The 15,889-nt window shown below is 70.3% G+C and carries 17 protein-coding genes and 1 other RNA gene; 12 read left to right on the top strand and 6 right to left on the bottom strand.

Annotated features, from left to right (window positions below; all coding sequences use genetic code 11):
* Nucleotides 1–117 precede the first annotated feature (117 nt).
* The gene (locus ACXJKQ_RS15520; RefSeq protein ID WP_457106626.1) at nt 118–1,506 is read left to right on the top strand and encodes a cytochrome P450; all 1,389 of its coding nucleotides are present in this window, start codon (nt 118–120) and stop codon (nt 1,504–1,506) included.
* Here ACXJKQ_RS15520 and ACXJKQ_RS15515 read toward each other — a convergent pair.
* The 4 genes from ACXJKQ_RS15515 to ssrA all read right to left on the bottom strand — a co-directional run bounded on the left by ACXJKQ_RS15515 (nt 1,503) and on the right by ssrA (nt 3,016).
* Nucleotides 1,503–1,637 (bottom strand): hypothetical protein, encoded by a 135-nt coding sequence (locus ACXJKQ_RS15515; protein WP_457106625.1) that lies wholly within the window; start codon nt 1,635–1,637, stop codon nt 1,503–1,505. The two genes, ACXJKQ_RS15520 and ACXJKQ_RS15515, sit on opposite strands and share 4 nt — an antisense overlap.
* A gap of 69 nt (nt 1,638–1,706) precedes the next feature.
* A complete protein-coding gene (locus ACXJKQ_RS15510; protein WP_457106624.1) occupies nt 1,707–1,877 on the bottom strand; it encodes a hypothetical protein in 171 nt (56 codons plus the stop codon).
* A gap of 63 nt (nt 1,878–1,940) precedes the next feature.
* A complete protein-coding gene (locus tag ACXJKQ_RS15505; RefSeq protein ID WP_457106623.1) occupies nt 1,941–2,567 on the bottom strand; it encodes an SspB family protein in 627 nt (208 codons plus the stop codon).
* A 66-nt stretch (nt 2,568–2,633) separates the two neighbouring features.
* Nucleotides 2,634–3,016, bottom strand: a transfer-messenger RNA (tmRNA) gene (gene ssrA, locus ACXJKQ_RS15500).
* Here ssrA and ACXJKQ_RS15495 point away from each other — a divergent pair.
* From ACXJKQ_RS15495 to ACXJKQ_RS15465, 7 genes are all read left to right on the top strand, one after another.
* Complete coding sequence (locus tag ACXJKQ_RS15495) at nt 3,008–3,862, top strand: CPBP family intramembrane glutamic endopeptidase (RefSeq protein ID WP_457106622.1); 855 nt, start codon at nt 3,008–3,010, stop codon at nt 3,860–3,862. The two genes, ssrA and ACXJKQ_RS15495, sit on opposite strands and share 9 nt — an antisense overlap.
* 79 nt (nt 3,863–3,941) lie before the next feature.
* A complete protein-coding gene (locus ACXJKQ_RS15490; protein ID WP_457106621.1) occupies nt 3,942–4,736 on the top strand; it encodes a thymidylate synthase in 795 nt (264 codons plus the stop codon).
* Entirely contained in the window at nt 4,733–5,224 is a 492-nt protein-coding gene (locus ACXJKQ_RS15485; protein WP_457106620.1) for a dihydrofolate reductase, read from the top strand. The genes ACXJKQ_RS15490 and ACXJKQ_RS15485 overlap by 4 nt, the downstream gene beginning before the upstream one ends.
* Before the next feature lie 282 nt (nt 5,225–5,506).
* Nucleotides 5,507–6,691 (top strand): FtsH protease activity modulator HflK, encoded by a 1,185-nt coding sequence (hflK, locus tag ACXJKQ_RS15480; RefSeq protein ID WP_457106619.1) that lies wholly within the window; start codon nt 5,507–5,509, stop codon nt 6,689–6,691.
* Nucleotides 6,688–7,665 carry a protease modulator HflC gene (gene hflC, locus ACXJKQ_RS15475; RefSeq protein WP_457106618.1) on the top strand — a complete coding sequence of 326 codons (978 nt, stop codon included), beginning with the start codon at nt 6,688–6,690 and terminating at the stop codon, nt 7,663–7,665. Before hflK ends, hflC begins: the two co-directional genes overlap by 4 nt.
* 116 nt (nt 7,666–7,781) lie before the next feature.
* A complete protein-coding gene (locus ACXJKQ_RS15470; RefSeq protein WP_457106617.1) occupies nt 7,782–9,323 on the top strand; it encodes a DegQ family serine endoprotease in 1,542 nt (513 codons plus the stop codon).
* Between the two features lie 150 nt (nt 9,324–9,473).
* Entirely contained in the window at nt 9,474–9,794 is a 321-nt protein-coding gene (locus ACXJKQ_RS15465) for a hypothetical protein (protein ID WP_457106616.1), read from the top strand.
* 164 nt (nt 9,795–9,958) lie between these two features.
* On the opposite strand, the gene serB is transcribed toward ACXJKQ_RS15465, so the two are convergent.
* A complete protein-coding gene (serB, locus tag ACXJKQ_RS15460) occupies nt 9,959–10,852 on the bottom strand; it encodes a phosphoserine phosphatase SerB (RefSeq protein ID WP_457106615.1) in 894 nt (297 codons plus the stop codon).
* Nucleotides 10,853–10,866: 14 nt separating this feature from the next.
* On the opposite strand from serB, the gene miaA reads away from it, so the two are divergent.
* The gene (gene miaA, locus ACXJKQ_RS15455; RefSeq protein WP_457106614.1) at nt 10,867–11,796 is read left to right on the top strand and encodes a tRNA (adenosine(37)-N6)-dimethylallyltransferase MiaA; all 930 of its coding nucleotides are present in this window, start codon (nt 10,867–10,869) and stop codon (nt 11,794–11,796) included.
* Between the two features lie 130 nt (nt 11,797–11,926).
* Here miaA and ACXJKQ_RS15450 read toward each other — a convergent pair whose 3' ends face one another.
* Nucleotides 11,927–12,796: an NAD(P)-dependent oxidoreductase gene (locus ACXJKQ_RS15450; RefSeq protein WP_457106613.1), complete on the bottom strand. Its 870-nt coding sequence runs from the start codon at nt 12,794–12,796 to the stop codon at nt 11,927–11,929.
* 289 nt (nt 12,797–13,085) lie between these two features.
* Here ACXJKQ_RS15450 and ACXJKQ_RS15445 point away from each other — a divergent pair, with 289 nt between their 5' ends.
* The 3 genes from ACXJKQ_RS15445 to ACXJKQ_RS15435 all read left to right on the top strand — a co-directional run bounded on the left by ACXJKQ_RS15445 (nt 13,086) and on the right by ACXJKQ_RS15435 (nt 15,854).
* Complete coding sequence (locus tag ACXJKQ_RS15445; protein WP_457106612.1) at nt 13,086–15,146, top strand: carbon starvation CstA family protein; 2,061 nt, start codon at nt 13,086–13,088, stop codon at nt 15,144–15,146.
* A 7-nt stretch (nt 15,147–15,153) separates the two neighbouring features.
* The gene (locus tag ACXJKQ_RS15440; protein WP_457106611.1) at nt 15,154–15,375 is read left to right on the top strand and encodes a YbdD/YjiX family protein; all 222 of its coding nucleotides are present in this window, start codon (nt 15,154–15,156) and stop codon (nt 15,373–15,375) included.
* 293 nt (nt 15,376–15,668) lie between these two features.
* Nucleotides 15,669–15,854 (top strand): DUF3606 domain-containing protein, encoded by a 186-nt coding sequence (locus ACXJKQ_RS15435; RefSeq protein WP_042672671.1) that lies wholly within the window; start codon nt 15,669–15,671, stop codon nt 15,852–15,854.
* The last annotated feature ends 35 nt before the right edge of the window (nt 15,855–15,889 follow it).

Here is a 15,889-nt window from a genome sequence, read left to right as displayed (position 1 = left end):
GCCTCTACGTCTGGTGCAGTGCGGTGCCTACTTAAATGAGGCGCGGGTGAATCGCGATGCCGGTTTTCCCGGCACCCCGACAAGAGCGGACCTCTGTTCCCGCCGGACAAGGAGCCGATGAGCGCGACGATCGACCTGCCCGAGCCCCCCACCCGGTTCCGCCCCGCCGTGCCGCCGCGCCTGCGCGAGCCCCTCGGCCTGTTCGCGTTCCTGCGGGCGGCTCGGAAGAACCCGATCACCACCTGGATGGACGCGCATTTCAAGCTGCCGGTGGTGGCGGCCGAAGGCGCGATGGGCCGGATCACCCTGGTGAGCGACCCGGCGCTGATCCGTTACCTGCTCATCGAGAATGCGGACGGCTACCGCAAGGACGACCTCCAGCGCCGGGTCCTCGCCCCCGGGCTCGGCAACGGCCTGCTCAGCGCCGAGGGCGACGAGTGGCGGCTTCAGCGCCGGACGCTGGCGCCGATCTTCAACGCCCGCACGGTCCAGGGATTCTCCGAGGCGATGAACGCGGCCGGCGCCCGCCTCGCCCGCCGCCTCGGCCGCCGGGCTGGCAAGCAGGTCGACGTGGCCCTCGAGATGACCCGCGTCACCCTCGACGTGCTGGAGCGGACGATCTTCACCCAGGGTTTGCCGAGCGATCCGGATGCTCTGGGCCGCGCCATCACGCGCTTCCTGGAGGCGGTGGGGCCGATCGACCCCCTCGACGTGTTCGGCGTGCCCGATTTCGTCCCCCGGATCGGCCGCCTGCGGGCGCGGCCGGCGGGGCGCTTCTTCGCCGAGGTGGTCGACGAACTCATCGCCCGGCGCAAGGCGCTGATGGCGCGGGGCGAGGCGCCCCGGGACCTCCTTACCCTGCTCCTCGCGGCGCAGGATCCCGAGACCGGCAACGGCCTCTCCGACCTCGCCGTGAAGGCCAACATCGTCACCTTCATCGCGGCTGGGCACGAAACCACCGCCAATTCCCTGACCTGGGCTCTGTACTGCCTCTCGCAGGATCCCGCCGCGCAGGCGCGGATCGAGGCCGAGGTCGATGCGGCCGGGCCGGGGGACTTCGCCATCGAGGCGCTGCCCTTCACCCGGGCGGTGATCGAGGAGGCGATGCGGCTGTTTCCGCCGGTTCCGTTCCTCAGCCGGCAGGCGATCCGGGACGACCGGCTCGGCCGGATCAAGGTCCCGCGGGGCTCGCTGGTGATGATCGCGCCCTGGGTCCTCCACCGCCACCACTTGCTCTGGGAGGATCCCGACGCCTTCGTGCCGGAGCGGTTCCTGCCGGAGCGGCGCGACGTGATCGCCCGCTTCGCCTACCTGCCGTTCGGGGCGGGGCCGCGGGTCTGCATCGGCCAGAGCTTTTCAATTCAGGAGGCCGTGATCGTGCTGGCGCATGTGGTCCGGGCGGTGCGCTTCCGGTTACCGGAGGATCACCTGCCGGTCACGCCGCTCCACCGGGTGACGCTTCGGCCGGAGCACGGCCTGCGCATGGAGGCCGTGGCGCGGGGCTAATCGCTCCGGCGTGCCTCGAGCTTGCGCGTGTTGTGGTCGTAGATCCGGCTCGCGATCCAGACGCCGGCAAAGGTCACGGCCGACATCGCTAAAGCGATGCCAAGAATCTGGTTTGCATAGGCCTGGGTCATCCGATCAATCCTCCAGGCGCAGGAATCTGATCACCAGCTGACCCATCAAATGTAGGACGATTGCCGCTGTCAGCAAAGTCCACCCCCCTCGGCGAGCAGATCCAGATGCCGCTGTGCGAGGGGATTGATCACGGCGATGCCGATCGTCGCGATTGCCGACGCGTTCAACAGAATCGCGACCAGCTTAAGGCCCTCGTCGAAGCGCTTCGCGCGATGCTTCCGCGAAGCGACCGACAGCATCGGCTGCGGACCGTGTCGTCCACCGCATGAAGCCCGGGGCCGTCGATTCGGCCCGGGACAGGTTCAGCTCTTCTTGCGGAACGCGTCCAGGCTCACGACCTCGGCGCTGCCTTCCTCGCCTTCTTTCTTGGCGGCGGGGCGGGGCGCCTTCTCGTCGGCCTTGCCGGTGGATTTCTCGCCCTGCGCGGCCGGCGCCGGAAGCCCTTTCGGGGCGCTCGCTCCGATCGTGGCGACTTCGGCGGCCTTGGGGCGGACCTCGCCGGGTTCGGAGCCTGCCCCCCGCGGTCCCGGCTTGGCCGGTGCGGTGTTCGCCTCCTCGGGCGTCTCGCCAGCCTCGCTGAGGTCGAACTTCAGGCCGAACTGGACGGAGGGGTCGAAGAAGCCCGACAGGGCGTCGAACGGCACCAGCAGCCGCTCCGGCACGCCCGAGAAGGACAGCCCGACCTCGAAGGCATGCTCGGTGACGTTCAGGTCCCAGAACTGGTGCTGCAGGACGATGGTCATGTCCTGCGGGTACTTCTCGCGCAGGGCCTGCGACATCCGGACCCCGGGCGCCTCGGTCCGGAACGAGACGTAGAAATGGTGCTCGCCCATCAGCCCTTCGCGGGCCGCGTCGGTCAGCACCTTGCGCACCACGCCGCGCAGGGCGTCCTGTACCAGGAGGTCGTAGCGGATCAGGTCGTCTGCCATCTGCGGTCGCGCTCTAGCCCGGTCTGCGCCCGGCGCCCCGCCGCGGATGGCCGGACCGAGGAATGAAGTGGAGGCTTCTGGTGCCAGGTGCCTCCGGACCCCGCCTATGCGGTGCTACCCGCTAGGACTTCAGATCGGTATTGGGGACCGCTTACGCGGCCACCGCCACCGGAGCAAAGTTGTCGTTGGCAACTCTTGCGAAGGCCCGATAACGGCGGAACCATGCCGAGCGAAAGTCCAACCTTTACGCCCTCGTCGATCCTAACTTCGCCCCCGCCGGAGCCCAGGCTCGTGACACGCCCCTTGCGGCAGCATGTCCTGGGTTCGGGTGGAGGCGCCGGGTACCGCCCCCGGGTCCGATAGGTTTATTGCGAAGAACGTTTATCGCCATAGCCGGCCTCGCGACCGGCACCCAAGATATAGAGGGGATCGGTCCGGTTTTGAAGCCCGATCGTGTCGCGCCGCTGTCTCAGGGCGAGTCTCTCGGCGAGGCTGTTGCCGGAAGCGCGCAGTCGCGTCCCGGCGCGTCGCCCGATGTCCCGCGTCCCGGCGTCGGACGGGCGATCTGGAGCCTCATCGCCCTGGTCGCGCTCGTCGTCTTCTACCTCGGTGCCGCGAGCCTGCTCGCGCTGGGAAGCGTCCGCGTCGGGTTCGATCTGTGGAGCGGGATCGACCCGTTCCTGCCGCCGGAGCGGCGCCCGTTCCTGGGCGCGGTGGAACTGGCCCACCGTGCCTTCGCCACCGATGCCCTCCGGCAGGTGTTCCTTGCCGGTCTGGTGGTGGGCGCCGCGTGGTGGCGGGACCGGACCGGCTGGCGGCGGCGCCTCGCCCTCGATCGTGAGCGCCCGAACGGGATGCGGCCCGTGGCGCTGCTGGGTGTCCTCCTCGTCTGGCCGGTGCTGCACATCGTCTGGGTGACCGGCACGGCGGAGCTGTTCGGCGCGAGCTTCGGCCAGCACGTGCGGCTGTCGCCGTTCATGAGCCAGGCTGCGGTCGCGGCGTGGCTTGCCTATCTCGCGATCCTCGCCCCGGTGGCCGAGGAGCTGCTCCTGCGCGGCGAGGCCTATGCCCGGACCGAGGCGGTTCTCGGACCCAGGGCCGCCATCCTGGTCACCGCGATCATCTTCGCCGCCGCCCACATCTCGTCCTGGGGGCTCGCCCGGCCGGTCTCGCTGCTGCCCCTCGCCCTGGCGCTCGGCTGGCTGCGCTGGCGCACCGGCCGCCTCTGGCCCGGCATCGCCCTGCATGGCTGGTCGAACCTCGCCCTCGTCACCTACCTGCTCTGGCCGCCCTGACCGCCGGGCCGCGTGACGACGGTGGACAGATGCCGCCGTCGAACTTGCCGGGCGCTCCGCCCGCGCGCAGGAATGCACGATGGACGCTTACCAGGACCTGCTGCGGCGCATCCTCGACGAGGGCGCCGCCAAGGACGACCGCACCGGCACCGGGACGCTCTCGGTGTTCGGCCACCAGATGCGCTTCGACCTCGCGGCGGGCTTCCCGCTGGTCACCACGAAGCGCCTGCACCTGCGCTCGATCATCCACGAACTGCTCTGGTTCCTGGCCGGCGACACCAACGTGGCGGCGCTCCGGGCGAACGGCGTGACGATCTGGGACGAGTGGGCGGACGCGGACGGCGATCTCGGCCCGGTCTACGGCAAGCAGTGGCGCTCCTGGGAGAAGCCGGGCGGCGGCACCGTCGATCAGATCGCCTGGGTGCTTGACGAGATCCGGCGCAACCCCGACTCCCGTCGCCTGATCGTCTCGGCCTGGAACCCGGCCGACCTCGACCGCATGGCGCTCGCCCCCTGCCATTGCCTGTTCCAGTTCTACGTGAGCGAGGGGCGGCTCTCCTGCCAGCTCTACCAGCGCTCGGCGGACGTGTTTCTCGGCGTGCCGTTCAACATCGCGAGCTACGCGCTCCTGACCCACATGATCGCCCAGGTGACCGGCCTCGGGGTCGGCGATTTCGTCCACACCTTCGGCGATGCCCATCTCTACCGGAACCACCTGGAGCAGACCCGCACCCTGCTGACCCGCGCCCCGCGCCCGCTGCCGCAGCTGCGGATCAACCCGGAGGTCCGCGACCTCTTCGCCTTCCGATACGAGGACTTTTCCGTCGCGGGCTACGACCCGCATCCGGCCATCGCGGCCCCGGTGGCGGTATGAGCCCGATCGTCTCCCTCGTCGCAGCCGTCGCCCGCAACGGCGTGATCGGCCGCGACAACGGCCTCGCCTGGCATCTCTCCAGCGACCTGAAGCGGTTCAAGGCGCTGACCATGGGCAAGCCGATGCTGATGGGCCGGCGGACCTGGGACTCGATCGGGCGGCCGCTGCCCGGCCGCCGCACCCTGGTGCTCACCCGGGACCGCGGTTTCCGCGCCGCGGGGGCCGAGATCGTCCACGACTGGGAGGCGGCGCTGGCCGCCGCCGCCGGGACGGAGCTGATGGTGGTGGGCGGCGCCGAGATCTACGCCCTCGCCCTCCCGTTTGCCGACCGGCTCCACCTCACCGAGGTCGCCGCCGAGCCCGAGGGCGACGTGCGATTCCCGGCCTTCGACCACGGCCGGTTCCGGGAGACGCGCCGCGAGGCGCATCCGGCGGGACCCCGGGACGAGCACGCCTTCGCCTTCGTCGATTGGGAGCGCGTCCGCTGAGGCGCGCCGCCGCATTTGCGTTCCACGCCGCGCATGCCCACCTGCCTGCCTTGACAGCATGGGGCGTGCGCCCGCAGGTGCCTGTCGGGTGCGCGCTCACGCCGGGTCTGCACATCCTGTGGGATCATGCGCGCGGGCAGGTTCTTAGAGACCCCGATCGGCCGCGATCGCATCGCGGCCGGGCCGGATGGTCGGGACTAGGCGGGCGAGCGTGGCCGTTCAGGCAGGGGGCGCGGGCCGGGATGCGGGCCGGGCGCGGGCAGGCAGGAGACGACGGCTAGAATGCCTTGGAGCAATCAGAGCGGTGGCGGGGGGCCCTGGGGTCGGCCCGGCGGCAACGGCGGCGGTCCCTGGGGTGGCGGCGGTGGCGGCGGCAAGACGCCGCCGAGTCTCGAGGACCTGTTGCGGCGCGGGCAGGATCGCCTGCGCGGTCTGATCCCGGGCGGCGGCGGCACGGGTGGCGGCTACGGCGGCGGCGGATCGACGGGTGTCGGCGGCGGCCGCAGCGCGGCGGTGATCGCCGTCCTGGCCGTGGCGATCTGGCTCGCCACCGGCTTCTACACTGTCTATCCCCGTCAGGTCGGCATCGAGACGATCTTCGGCCGCTACATCGGCACCAAGGGCGAGGGCCTGCGCTACAACTTCCCCTATCCGATCGGTGGCGTGGTCAAGCCCGACGTCGGCTCCCAGAATTCGATCCAGATCGGCTTCCGTGCCGGTCCCGGCGGCCAGGGCCGCACCCGCGACGTGCCGGACGAGAGCCTGATGCTCACCGGCGACGAGAACATCGTCGATCTCGACTTCGAGGTGCAGTGGCGGGTCAACCCGCTGAAGGCCTCCGACTTCGTGTTCAACCTCCAGAACCCGGAGGGCACCATCAAGGCGATCTCCGAGAGCGCGATGCGCGAGGTGATCGGCCGCCGCAACATCCAGGCGATCCTCACCAACGAGCAGTCGAGCATCGCCCAGGAAGTCAAGGAAATGGTCCAGAAGGCCCTCGACGAGTACGGGGCCGGCGTCCGCATCGAGGTGGTGCAGCTCGTCTCGGTCAACCCGCCGCCGGAGGTGCGTCCCGCCTTCATCGACGTGAACGCCGCCCAGCAGGACGCCGACACGGCGCAGAACGAGGCCAAGACCTACGCCAGCCGCGAGGTGCCGCAGGCCCGCGGCAAGGCGTCCCAGATCGTCCAGCAGGCCGAGGCCTACCGGACCAAGGCGACCGCCGACGCCACCGGCCAGGCGGCCCGGTTCAGCGAGGTCTACGCCTCCTACAAGGCCGCCCCGGCGATCAGCCGCGAGCGGATCTTCCTGGAGACGATGGAGAAGGTCCTGGGCTCCGTGAACAAGGTGATCATCGACCAGAACGGGACGCAGCCCGGGGCGGCGACCGCCGCCGGCGTGCTGCCGGTGCTGCCGCTCGCGGAGTTCGGCGCCCGCGCCCAGACCCAGACGGGAGCCGCCCGATGAAGCAGGCCCTCCGCACCGGCCTGATCGCCATCGCCGCGATCGTCGCGATCGGCCTCTATGCGTCGATCTTCACCGTCGGCCAAATGCAGCAGGCCCTCGTCCTGCAGTTCGGCCGCGTCCGCGCCGTCCTCAACGCCACCGGCGAGGAGAAGCCAGGCCTGTACTTCAAGATCCCGTTCATGGAGAACGTGGTCATCTTCGACAAGCGCGTGCTCGACCTCGACCTGCCGGTGCAGACGGTGCTCACCGCCGACCGGCAGAACCTGGAGGTGGACGCCTTCGCCCGCTACCGGATCCTCGATCCGCTGCGCTTCTATCAGGCGGTGGGCAATATCGGGCTGGCCAACCAGAGGCTCGCGAGCTTCACGAATTCCAGCCTGCGCAACGTGCTGGCCCGCTCGACCCGCGACGCCATCGTGAAGACCGATCGCGGCCAGCTGATGCATCAGATCCAGGAGGACGTGAACCGGCAGGCCAAGGCGCTGGGCATCGAGATCGTCGATCTGCGCATGACCCGCGTCGACCTGCCCGCTCAGAACTCCGCTGCCGTCTACCGGCGGATGAAGACCGAGCGCGAACGCGAGGCCGCCGACATCCGGGCCAACGGCGACCAGATCGCCGCCACGATCCGCGCCAAGGCCGAACGCGAGGTCACGGTGATCCTGGCCGAGGCTACCCAGAAATCCGAGCAGCTGCGCGGACAGGGTGACGCGGACAAGAACCGCATCCTCGCGGACGCGTTCGGCAAGGACCCGGACTTCTTCAGCTTCTATCGCTCGATGCAGGCCTACGAGACCGGGTTGAAGGGCTCCGACACGCGGCTGGTGATCAGCCCCAGCTCGGACTTCTTCCGCTACTTCAGCGACCCGCAGGGCAAGGCGGCCGCCTCGGCGCCGCGTGGTCCGCGCGGACCGGTCGATCCGAGCGCGACCACCGGGTCGACGACCGGGGCCGCGGTCGGGACGCCGCGCTGATCGGGGCGCGAGTTGGCGCTCCGGAGCCCGGAGACTACCTTACAGGAAAACCCGCGGGCGGCCGAACCTCGGTCCAGTCCCGCGGGGCCGGAAACGCGTTCTTGAAGAGGTCGACCATGCACCCCGTCGCGAGCGCCCCCGAGGCGTCGTTCGACCGCGCGCAAGCGCAGCCCCGCTCCCGCGCGCGCGCGCTCATGGCCTCGATCCTGATCGGCGCCTCGGTGGCCACGGCAGCCCTGCCGATTCCGGCCTTCGCCAAGGGGCCGGCCTCGCTGGCCGACCTCGCCGAGCAGGTCACGGACGCGGTGGTGAACATCTCCGCCTCTACGACGGTCGAGGCCCGCGGCAGCCGCACCATGCCGCAGGTGCCGCCGGGCACCCCGTTCGAGGATCTGTTCGAGGAGTTCTTCAACCGGCGCGGCGGCCGCGGCGGTGGTGGTGGCGGCGAGGCAGAGGGTCCTCGTCAGCAGCGCAAGTCGAACTCCCTGGGCTCCGGCTTCATCATCGACGCCGCCGGCCTCGTGGTGACCAACAACCACGTCATCGGCGACGCCAACGACATCCAGGTCATCCTGCACGACGGCACCAAGCTCAAGGCCGAGATCGTCGGCAAGGATTCGAAGATCGACCTCGCGGTCCTGCGGGTGAAGCCCACCGCCGATCGCCCCCTGAAGGCGGTGCCGTTCGGCGATTCCGACAAGATGCGGCCGGGCGACTGGGTCATCGCCATCGGCAACCCGTTCGGCCTCGGCGGCTCGGTCTCGGCCGGCATCGTCTCGGCCCGGGGCCGGAACATCGAGTCCGGACCCTACGACAACTACATCCAGACCGACGCGGCCATCAACAAGGGCAACTCGGGCGGTCCGCTGTTCAACATGGACGGCGAGGTGATCGGCATCAACACGGCGATCCTGTCGCCGACCGGCGGCTCGGTGGGCATCGGCTTCGCGGTCCCGTCGGGCACGGCCAAGCCCGTGATCGACCAGCTGCGCGACTTCGGCGAGGTCCGCCGCGGCTGGCTCGGCGTGCGCATCCAGAACGTCGACGACGCCACCGCGGAGGCGCTCAATCTCAAGGGTGGGGCGCGGGGTGCCCTGGTGGCCGGCGTGGACGAGAAGGGGCCTGCCAAGACCGCGGGCATCGATGTCGGCGACGTGATCCTGAAGTTCAACGGCGCCCCCGTGAAGGCGTCGGGCGACCTGCCGCGCATCGTCGCCTCGACCCCCGTGGGGCAGAAGGTCGACGTGGTCGTGATGCGCAAGGGCGAGGAGGTGACCAAGCCCGTCACCCTCGGCCGCCTGGAGGACAGCGACAAGCCGCAGCTCGCCAACATGCGCCAGCCGGAGCCCGAGAGCGCCACCCGTCAGGCGCTCGGCCTTAACCTCTCCGGCATGACCGACGAGCTGCGCAAGAAGTACTCCATCAAGGACACCGTGAAGGGCGTGGTCGTCACCCGCGTCGACCCGAACTCGACCGCCGCCGACAAGCGGATCCAGCCCGGCGAGGTGATTGTCGAGGTCGGCCAGGAGGCAGTGAGCACGCCGGCCGAGGTGACCAAGCGCATCGACGGCCTCAAGAAGGACGGACGCAAGTCGGTCCTGCTCCTGGTGGCCAGCGCCACCGGCGACGTCCGCTTCGTGGCCGTCGGACTCGACTGAGCGGCCTCACCCGCACCGCCGAAGGCCGTCGCTCCACGCGGAGCGGCGGCCTTCGTGCATTAAGGGGATCCGCAGTGACGCGCCGCCGCGGAGCGGCACACCGGCTGTGCGAGTCGGGAAGCGTGTGCTTGCAAACCCCTTGCAAACCCCATGACGGCCGTCGCCTTCGATACCCTGAAATTCGCCCGCGCCCTGCGGGACAAAGCGAAGTTGTCGCCCGAGCAGGCGGAGGGCTTCGCTGACGCGCTGGTCGATGTGCGCGATGGCAATCGGGCGACCAAGGGCGACATCCGCGACGTGCGGACCGAACTTCAGGGCGTTCGAAGCGATGTCGAGGCTCTGCGCATTCAGACGCGCGGCGACATCGAGGCCCTGAAGGCAGAGATGATCAAGTGGATGTTCGGTACGGTCGGTCTCCAAACTATCGTGATCCTGGGTGCGGTCATCACCCTGGTCCGAAGTCTGCACTGACCGCTGAATCGTCCTGTCGGGCCAAGGCCGACATCGAGGCCGTAAAAGGCGCGATCGCCTCCGCGAAGATCGAGACGGTGCGCTGGCTGGTCGGTGCGGTCGGCGTTCAGACCCTTGCGGGTCTCGGCACGGTCATCGCCCTGACCCGCACCCTGCACTGAGCCTCACCCCACGAATTCCGCCGCCGCGTAGCCCTGCAGGTACAGGAGCGCGGTGAGGTCGCCGTGCTCGACCCGGACCCGCGCGGCAGCCGCGACCGCGGGCTTCGCCCGGAACGCCACGCCGAGACCGGCCTCGCCCAGCATGTCGAGATCGTTGGCGCCGTCACCCACCGCGAGCGTGTCCGCAGGGCCGAGGCCCAGCGCGTCCCGCAATTCGATGAGCGTCGCGCGCTTCTCCGCCTTGCCGACGATCGGATCGGCCACCGTGCCGGTGAGCCGCCCCGCGGCGACGTCCAGCAGGTTGGACCGGTGCTCATGGAAGCCGATCATCGCCGCGATGGGTCCGGTGAACAGGGTGAAGCCCCCCGAGACGAGGCAGGTCTGAACGCCGTGCGCCCGCATCGTCCGCACCAGGGTGCGGCCGCCCGGGGTCAGGGTCAGGCGCTCGGTGATCAATCCGTCGACCGCCTCGACCGGGATGTGCTTCAGGAGCGCCACGCGCTCGCGCAGCGCCGGCTCGAAGGCGATCTCGCCGCGCATCGCCCGCTCGGTGATCGCCGCGACGTGGTCCTTGAGGCCGAGCGTCCCGGCGAGTTCGTCGATGCATTCCTGCTCGATCATGGTCGAATCCATGTCGGCCAGGAACAGGCGCTTGCGGCGGTGGGCGTCGGCGGGCAGCAGGGCGAGGTCGATCGGCTCGCCCGCGAGCGCCGCGCGGAGCCGCTCCGTGAGGGATGCGGCGGCCGAGGGCTCGCCCGGCACCAGAACCTCGGCCGCGACCTCCCCGTGCAGGATCCGGGGCCGGTGCTCCGTCCGCAGCACGGCGCGCGTCTCGGCCAGCACCGCGTCGGTGATGGACGGCCGATCCGGGTTTGCTATCAGGACCGCGACCAGCATCGTGGAGGTTCGCCTTGCCGCCAGACCGGGAAAAAGCCGGGGCTCGCCCGGCGGCGATCCTCATCGCAGGGCCCACCGCGTCGGGCAAGTCGGCGCTGGCCGCCCGGCTGGCGGAGCGCCACGGCGGCGTGGTGATCAACACCGATTCCATGCAGGTCTACGCCGATCTGCGACGCCTGACCGCCCGGCCCGACCCGGACGAGGAGGCCCGGGTGCCCCACCGGCTCTACGGCCATGTCGACGGCGCCGTGAACTACTCGGCCGGACACTTCTCCCGCGACGCGGCGGCGCTGCTGGCGTCGCTCGACGGGCGGTTGCCGGTTTTCGTCGGCGGCACCGGCCTGTATTTCCGGGCGCTGGAACAGGGGTTTTCGGAATTGCCGTCGGTGCCCGATGAAGTGCGGCAGCAGGTGCGGGACGCGGCCGAGGGCCGCCCGACCGAGGCGCTGCATGCCGATCTCGCCCGGCACGACCCCGCGGGGGCTGCCCGCCTGCGACCGAGCGACCGGATGCGCGTGATGCGCGCCCTGGAGATCTTTCTCGCCACGGGCCGCCCGATCGCCAGCTTCTACGGCGATCCGGTCCCCGGCCCGCTGGCGGGACGGACCCTCGAAAAGATCTTCCTGGCGCCGGACCGCGCCGTGCTGCGCGCCCGGATCGATGCCCGGTTCCGGACCATGATCGCCGAGGGCGCGCTGGACGAGGTCGCCGGCCTGCGGGAGCGCCGGCTCGACCCGATGCTGCCGGTCATGCGCGCCCACGGGGTGCCGGGCCTGATCGCCCATCTCGATGGGACCCTCGGTCTCGAGGCGGCGATCGCACGCGGTCAGGCGGATACGCGGGCCTACGCCAAGCGCCAGTTCACATGGTTCCGCCACCAGATGGGGGAGGACTGGCGCTGGGTGGATCCGGAGGCCGCGGAGGTCGACGATCTGTTCGGATGAGATCGTCTCATCCGCCGCACGAAGTGGGCTGACCCGTCTCCGAAAGCCGCGCTGGTCCCCTCTACCGCACGGGAGAGGGAGCCTGTCGCGTCCCCCCTTGTCGTTGAGTCCCGGGAGGGGGCCGACGGTGTCAGCGCTCCAGACGCGCCACGAGGCTCGACGTGTCCCAGCGGTTGCCACCCATGGCCTGGACCTCGGCGTAGAACTGGTCGACCAGGGCCGAGACCGGGAGCTTGGCGCCGTTGCGGCGGGCCTCGTCCAGCAGGATGCCCAGATCCTTGCGCATCCAGTCGACCGCGAAGCCGAAGTCGAACTTGCCCTGGTTCATGGTCTTGCCGCGGTTCTCCATCTGCCAGGAGCCGGCGGCCCCCTTGGAGATCACGTCGAGCACCGCCTCGACGTCGAGGCCGGCGCGCTTGGCGAAGTGGACGCCCTCGGACAGGCCCTGGACCAGCCCGGCGATGCAGATCTGGTTGACCATCTTGGTGAGCTGGCCGGAGCCCACCGGACCCATGAGGCGGCAGGCGCGGGCGAACGACCCGATCGCGCCCTCGACCTTGGCGTAGGTCGCCGCGTCGCCGCCGCACATCACGGTGAGCACGCCGTTCTCGGCACCGGCCTGGCCGCCGGAGACCGGGGCGTCGATGAAGCCGACGCCCTTGGCCTCGGCCGCCGCGGCGAGTTCCCGGGCGACCTCGGCCGAGGCCGTGGTGTGATCCACGAAGATCGCGCCGGGCTTCATGCCGGCGAGCGCGCCCTCGTCACCCAGCACGACGCTGCGCAGGTCGTCGTCGTTGCCCACGCAGGCGAACACGATCTCGGCGCCCTCGGCGGCCTGCCGGGGCGTGGGGGCGGAGGCGCCGCCGTAGGTCTTCACCCAGGCTTCCGCCTTCGGGCTGGTGCGGTTGTAGACGGTGACGTCGTGGCCACCCTTCTTGGCGAGGTGGCCGGCCATCGGGCCGCCCATCACGCCGAGACCCAGGAATGCGACCTTCGCCATTGTCGTGCGCTCCTCGCAGGCCCGGACCGCGCCGGCACCCTTCCTTCTCCGACGGCGGGCGGCGACGGAGCTCGGCAGCCGGGCCGTGAAGGGGGTCGGGGCCGTGCCGGGGACCCGATGTGACAGATTGGGCGTCGTGCCGCCGCCGACGCTGCATCACAGCTCGGATCGCTTGCGTCAACGGCGGACCAATAGGATAACCCGCCGGTGTAGCCCGGGACCTCGAAGTCCCCGCCGGAGCCCGCGTGCGTGGCGCCGCGCGCGAGGCGGATCGGTGAGGGAGCGGATCATGGGCACGGCGATCGGCAGGCACGGGCCCTGGGCCCTCGTGGGCGCGCTCGGCGCCGCGGCGCTGGCGATCGTGGCGAGCCAGCGGGGCGAGACGATCAACGCCCTCTGGATCGTGGTCGCCTCCGTCTGCGTCTACCTGATCGCCTACCGCTACTACGCGAAATTCATCGCCGACAAGGTGATGCGCCTCGACCCGAAACGGGTGACGCCGGCCGTGCGCCACAACGACGGCCTCGACTACGTGCCCACGAACCGGAGCGTGCTGTTCGGTCACCACTTCGCGGCGATCGCGGGCGCCGGCCCGCTGGTCGGCCCGGTGCTCGCCGCCCAGATGGGCTACCTGCCCGGCATGCTCTGGATCCTGGCGGGCGTGGTTCTCGCCGGCGCCGTGCAGGACTTCATGGTCCTGTTCGTGTCGATGCGCCGGGACGGCCGGTCCCTCGGCGAGCTGATCCGGGCCGAACTCGGCACCGTGCCGGGCATCATCGCCCTGTTCGGCACCTTCCTGATCATGGTGATCCTGCTCGCCGTGCTCGCGCTGATCGTCGTCAAGGCGCTGGCCGAGAGCCCGTGGGGCACCTTCACGGTGATGTCGACGATCCCGATCGCCATGCTGATGGGCGTCTATTCCCGCTACATCCGCCCGGGCAAGATCGGCGAGGTCTCGATCCTCGGCTTCGTCCTCCTGATGCTGGCGATCATGGGCGGCGGCTCCGTGGCGTCGAGCCCGGTCTGGGCTCCGGCCTTCACCTTCACCGGCCCGCAGCTCTGCTGGATGCTGATCGGTTACGGCTTCGTGGCGTCGATCCTGCCGGTCTGGCTGCTCCTCGCCCCGCGCGACTACCTGTCGACCTTCCTCAAGATCGGCACCATCGTGGGCCTCGCGCTGGGCATCGCGGTCGTCGCCCCGCACCTGCAGATGCCGGCGATCACCAAGTTCGTGGACGGCACCGGCCCGGTCTGGGCGGGCAGCCTGTTTCCCTTCCTTTTCATCACCATCGCGTGCGGCTCCGTCTCGGGCTTCCACGCGCTGATCTCCTCGGGCACCACGCCGAAGCTGATCGCCAGCGAGGCCGATGCCCGCTTCATCGGCTACGGCGGCATGCTGATGGAATCCTTCGTGGCGATCATGGCGCTGGTCTCGGCCTGCGTGATCGACCCGGGCGTGTACTTCACCATGAACTCGCCGGCCGCGCTGGTCGGCACGACCCCCGAGACCGCCGCCGCCGCGGTGACCAAGCTCGGATTCGCCACCACCCCGGAGGTGATCACCCAGACCGCCGCGGATGTCGGCGAGCACACGATCATCTCGCGGGCCGGCGGCGCGCCGACCCTCGCGGTCGGCATGGCCCACATCATCTCCTCGGCCATCGGCGGCAAGACGATGATGGCCTTCTGGTACCACTTCGCGATCCTCTTCGAGGCGCTGTTCATCCTGACGGCCGTGGATGCGGGCACCCGCGCCTGCCGGTTCATGGTGCAGGATCTCGTCGGGCTGGCGGTGCCGGCGTTCAAGAACACCACGTCCTGGGGGCCGAGCATCGCGGCCACCGCCATCTCGGTGGGCGCCTGGGGCTACTTCCTCTACCAGGGCGTGACCGACCCGCTCGGCGGCATCAACACCCTGTGGCCGCTCTTCGGCATCTCGAACCAGATGCTGGCCGCGGTGGCGCTGACGCTGTGCACGGTGGTGATCTTCAAGATGAAGCGCGAGCGCTACGCGTTCGTGACCATCATCCCGACCGCGTGGCTGTGCATCTGCACCCTCACGGCCGGCTGGCAGAAGATCTTCTCGGCCGATCCGAAGATCGGCTTCCTGGCCCATGCCGAGCGCTACGCGGCCGCCGCCGCGGAGGGCAAGATCCTGGCCCCGGCCAAGAACGCCGACCAGATGAGCCAGATCATCCTCAACGACCGGATCGACGCGGTCCTGGCGGCCCTGTTCATCGGCCTCGTCGTCGCCATCGCGGGCTTCGGCATCGCCGCCTGCCTGAAGGCGTGGCGCGCCGATCGCTGGACCGCCCTGGAGACCGAGCCGCGTATGGTCGCGGCGGAGTAGGCGCGCCATGCCGCAGCAATCGAACCTGCGGGATCGCCTCCGGACGCTGTCCAAATGCGTCTGCGACGGCGCCCGGCTGATGGTGGGGCAGGGGGACTACGCGGCCTATGCCGACCATGTCCGCCGCACGCACCCCGACCAGGCGCCGATGACCGAGGTGGAGTTCTTCCGCAACCGGGAGAACGCCCGCTTCGGGGTCGGGAATACGTCCGGATTCCGCTGCTGCTGAGGGACCCGGTCCGAGGCGGGTGTCTCGGCCGGCCCCATCTGCCATCGCGCGCGCAGCCGAGCGGCCCTGGTCCGGCGACGTCGACCAGCGAGGCGCTGCCTGGATGACTTCCCGCCGCCCGCAAAGACGGGTCCGCCGCGTGACGGACGCGTCGGTGGATGCGCGCAACACCCCGGCCAAGACATGCGCCGCCCATTCCGAGCCCGGACCCGATCGGGCGCGGCCGGCGTTCTCCAGGCGATAAGGGCCGCCCGACCCTCGCGCAATGCGGAGAGCCGATGACCGACGACAACATGCAGGACCCGATCGAACCCCGGGCCGTCAACATCGCCCATGCCTGGGAGCGGGCCTACTGGGCGCGCCGGTTCATGGTCCCGGTGGAGCAGGTCGAGGCCGCCGTGGCGGCGGTCGGCGACGATCCGGCGCGCGTGGCGGCTCATCTCGGGCGGGATTGGCCCGGCCACGAGCCCGCGACCTGAGGGCTGGACTGCCGGCATCCCGGGCTTAAGCTCGG

It is taken from the genome of Methylobacterium sp. P5_C11 (assembly GCF_054049775.1).
This window is presented reverse-complemented; position numbering and strand designations above follow the sequence as displayed.

What these genes read in the sequence shown, in the direction of transcription:
- ACXJKQ_RS15520 (WP_457106626.1), top strand. Translation starts at nt 118, where the DNA reads ATGAGCGCGACGATCGACCTGCCCGAGCCCCCCACCCGGTTCCGCCCC.
- ACXJKQ_RS15515 (WP_457106625.1), bottom strand. Translation starts at nt 1,637, where the DNA reads ATGACCCAGGCCTATGCAAACCAGATTCTTGGCATCGCTTTAGCGATG.
- ACXJKQ_RS15510 (WP_457106624.1), bottom strand. Translation starts at nt 1,877, where the DNA reads ATGCTGTCGGTCGCTTCGCGGAAGCATCGCGCGAAGCGCTTCGACGAG.
- ACXJKQ_RS15505 (WP_457106623.1), bottom strand. Translation starts at nt 2,567, where the DNA reads ATGGCAGACGACCTGATCCGCTACGACCTCCTGGTACAGGACGCCCTG.
- ACXJKQ_RS15490 (WP_457106621.1), top strand. Translation starts at nt 3,942, where the DNA reads ATGGACGCTTACCAGGACCTGCTGCGGCGCATCCTCGACGAGGGCGCC.
- ACXJKQ_RS15485 (WP_457106620.1), top strand. Translation starts at nt 4,733, where the DNA reads ATGAGCCCGATCGTCTCCCTCGTCGCAGCCGTCGCCCGCAACGGCGTG.
- hflK (WP_457106619.1), top strand. Translation starts at nt 5,507, where the DNA reads ATGCCTTGGAGCAATCAGAGCGGTGGCGGGGGGCCCTGGGGTCGGCCC.
- hflC (WP_457106618.1), top strand. Translation starts at nt 6,688, where the DNA reads ATGAAGCAGGCCCTCCGCACCGGCCTGATCGCCATCGCCGCGATCGTC.
- ACXJKQ_RS15470 (WP_457106617.1), top strand. Translation starts at nt 7,782, where the DNA reads ATGCACCCCGTCGCGAGCGCCCCCGAGGCGTCGTTCGACCGCGCGCAA.
- ACXJKQ_RS15465 (WP_457106616.1), top strand. Translation starts at nt 9,474, where the DNA reads ATGACGGCCGTCGCCTTCGATACCCTGAAATTCGCCCGCGCCCTGCGG.
- serB (WP_457106615.1), bottom strand. Translation starts at nt 10,852, where the DNA reads ATGCTGGTCGCGGTCCTGATAGCAAACCCGGATCGGCCGTCCATCACC.
- ACXJKQ_RS15450 (WP_457106613.1), bottom strand. Translation starts at nt 12,796, where the DNA reads ATGGCGAAGGTCGCATTCCTGGGTCTCGGCGTGATGGGCGGCCCGATG.
- ACXJKQ_RS15445 (WP_457106612.1), top strand. Translation starts at nt 13,086, where the DNA reads ATGGGCACGGCGATCGGCAGGCACGGGCCCTGGGCCCTCGTGGGCGCG.
- ACXJKQ_RS15440 (WP_457106611.1), top strand. Translation starts at nt 15,154, where the DNA reads ATGCCGCAGCAATCGAACCTGCGGGATCGCCTCCGGACGCTGTCCAAA.
- ACXJKQ_RS15435 (WP_042672671.1), top strand. Translation starts at nt 15,669, where the DNA reads ATGCAGGACCCGATCGAACCCCGGGCCGTCAACATCGCCCATGCCTGG.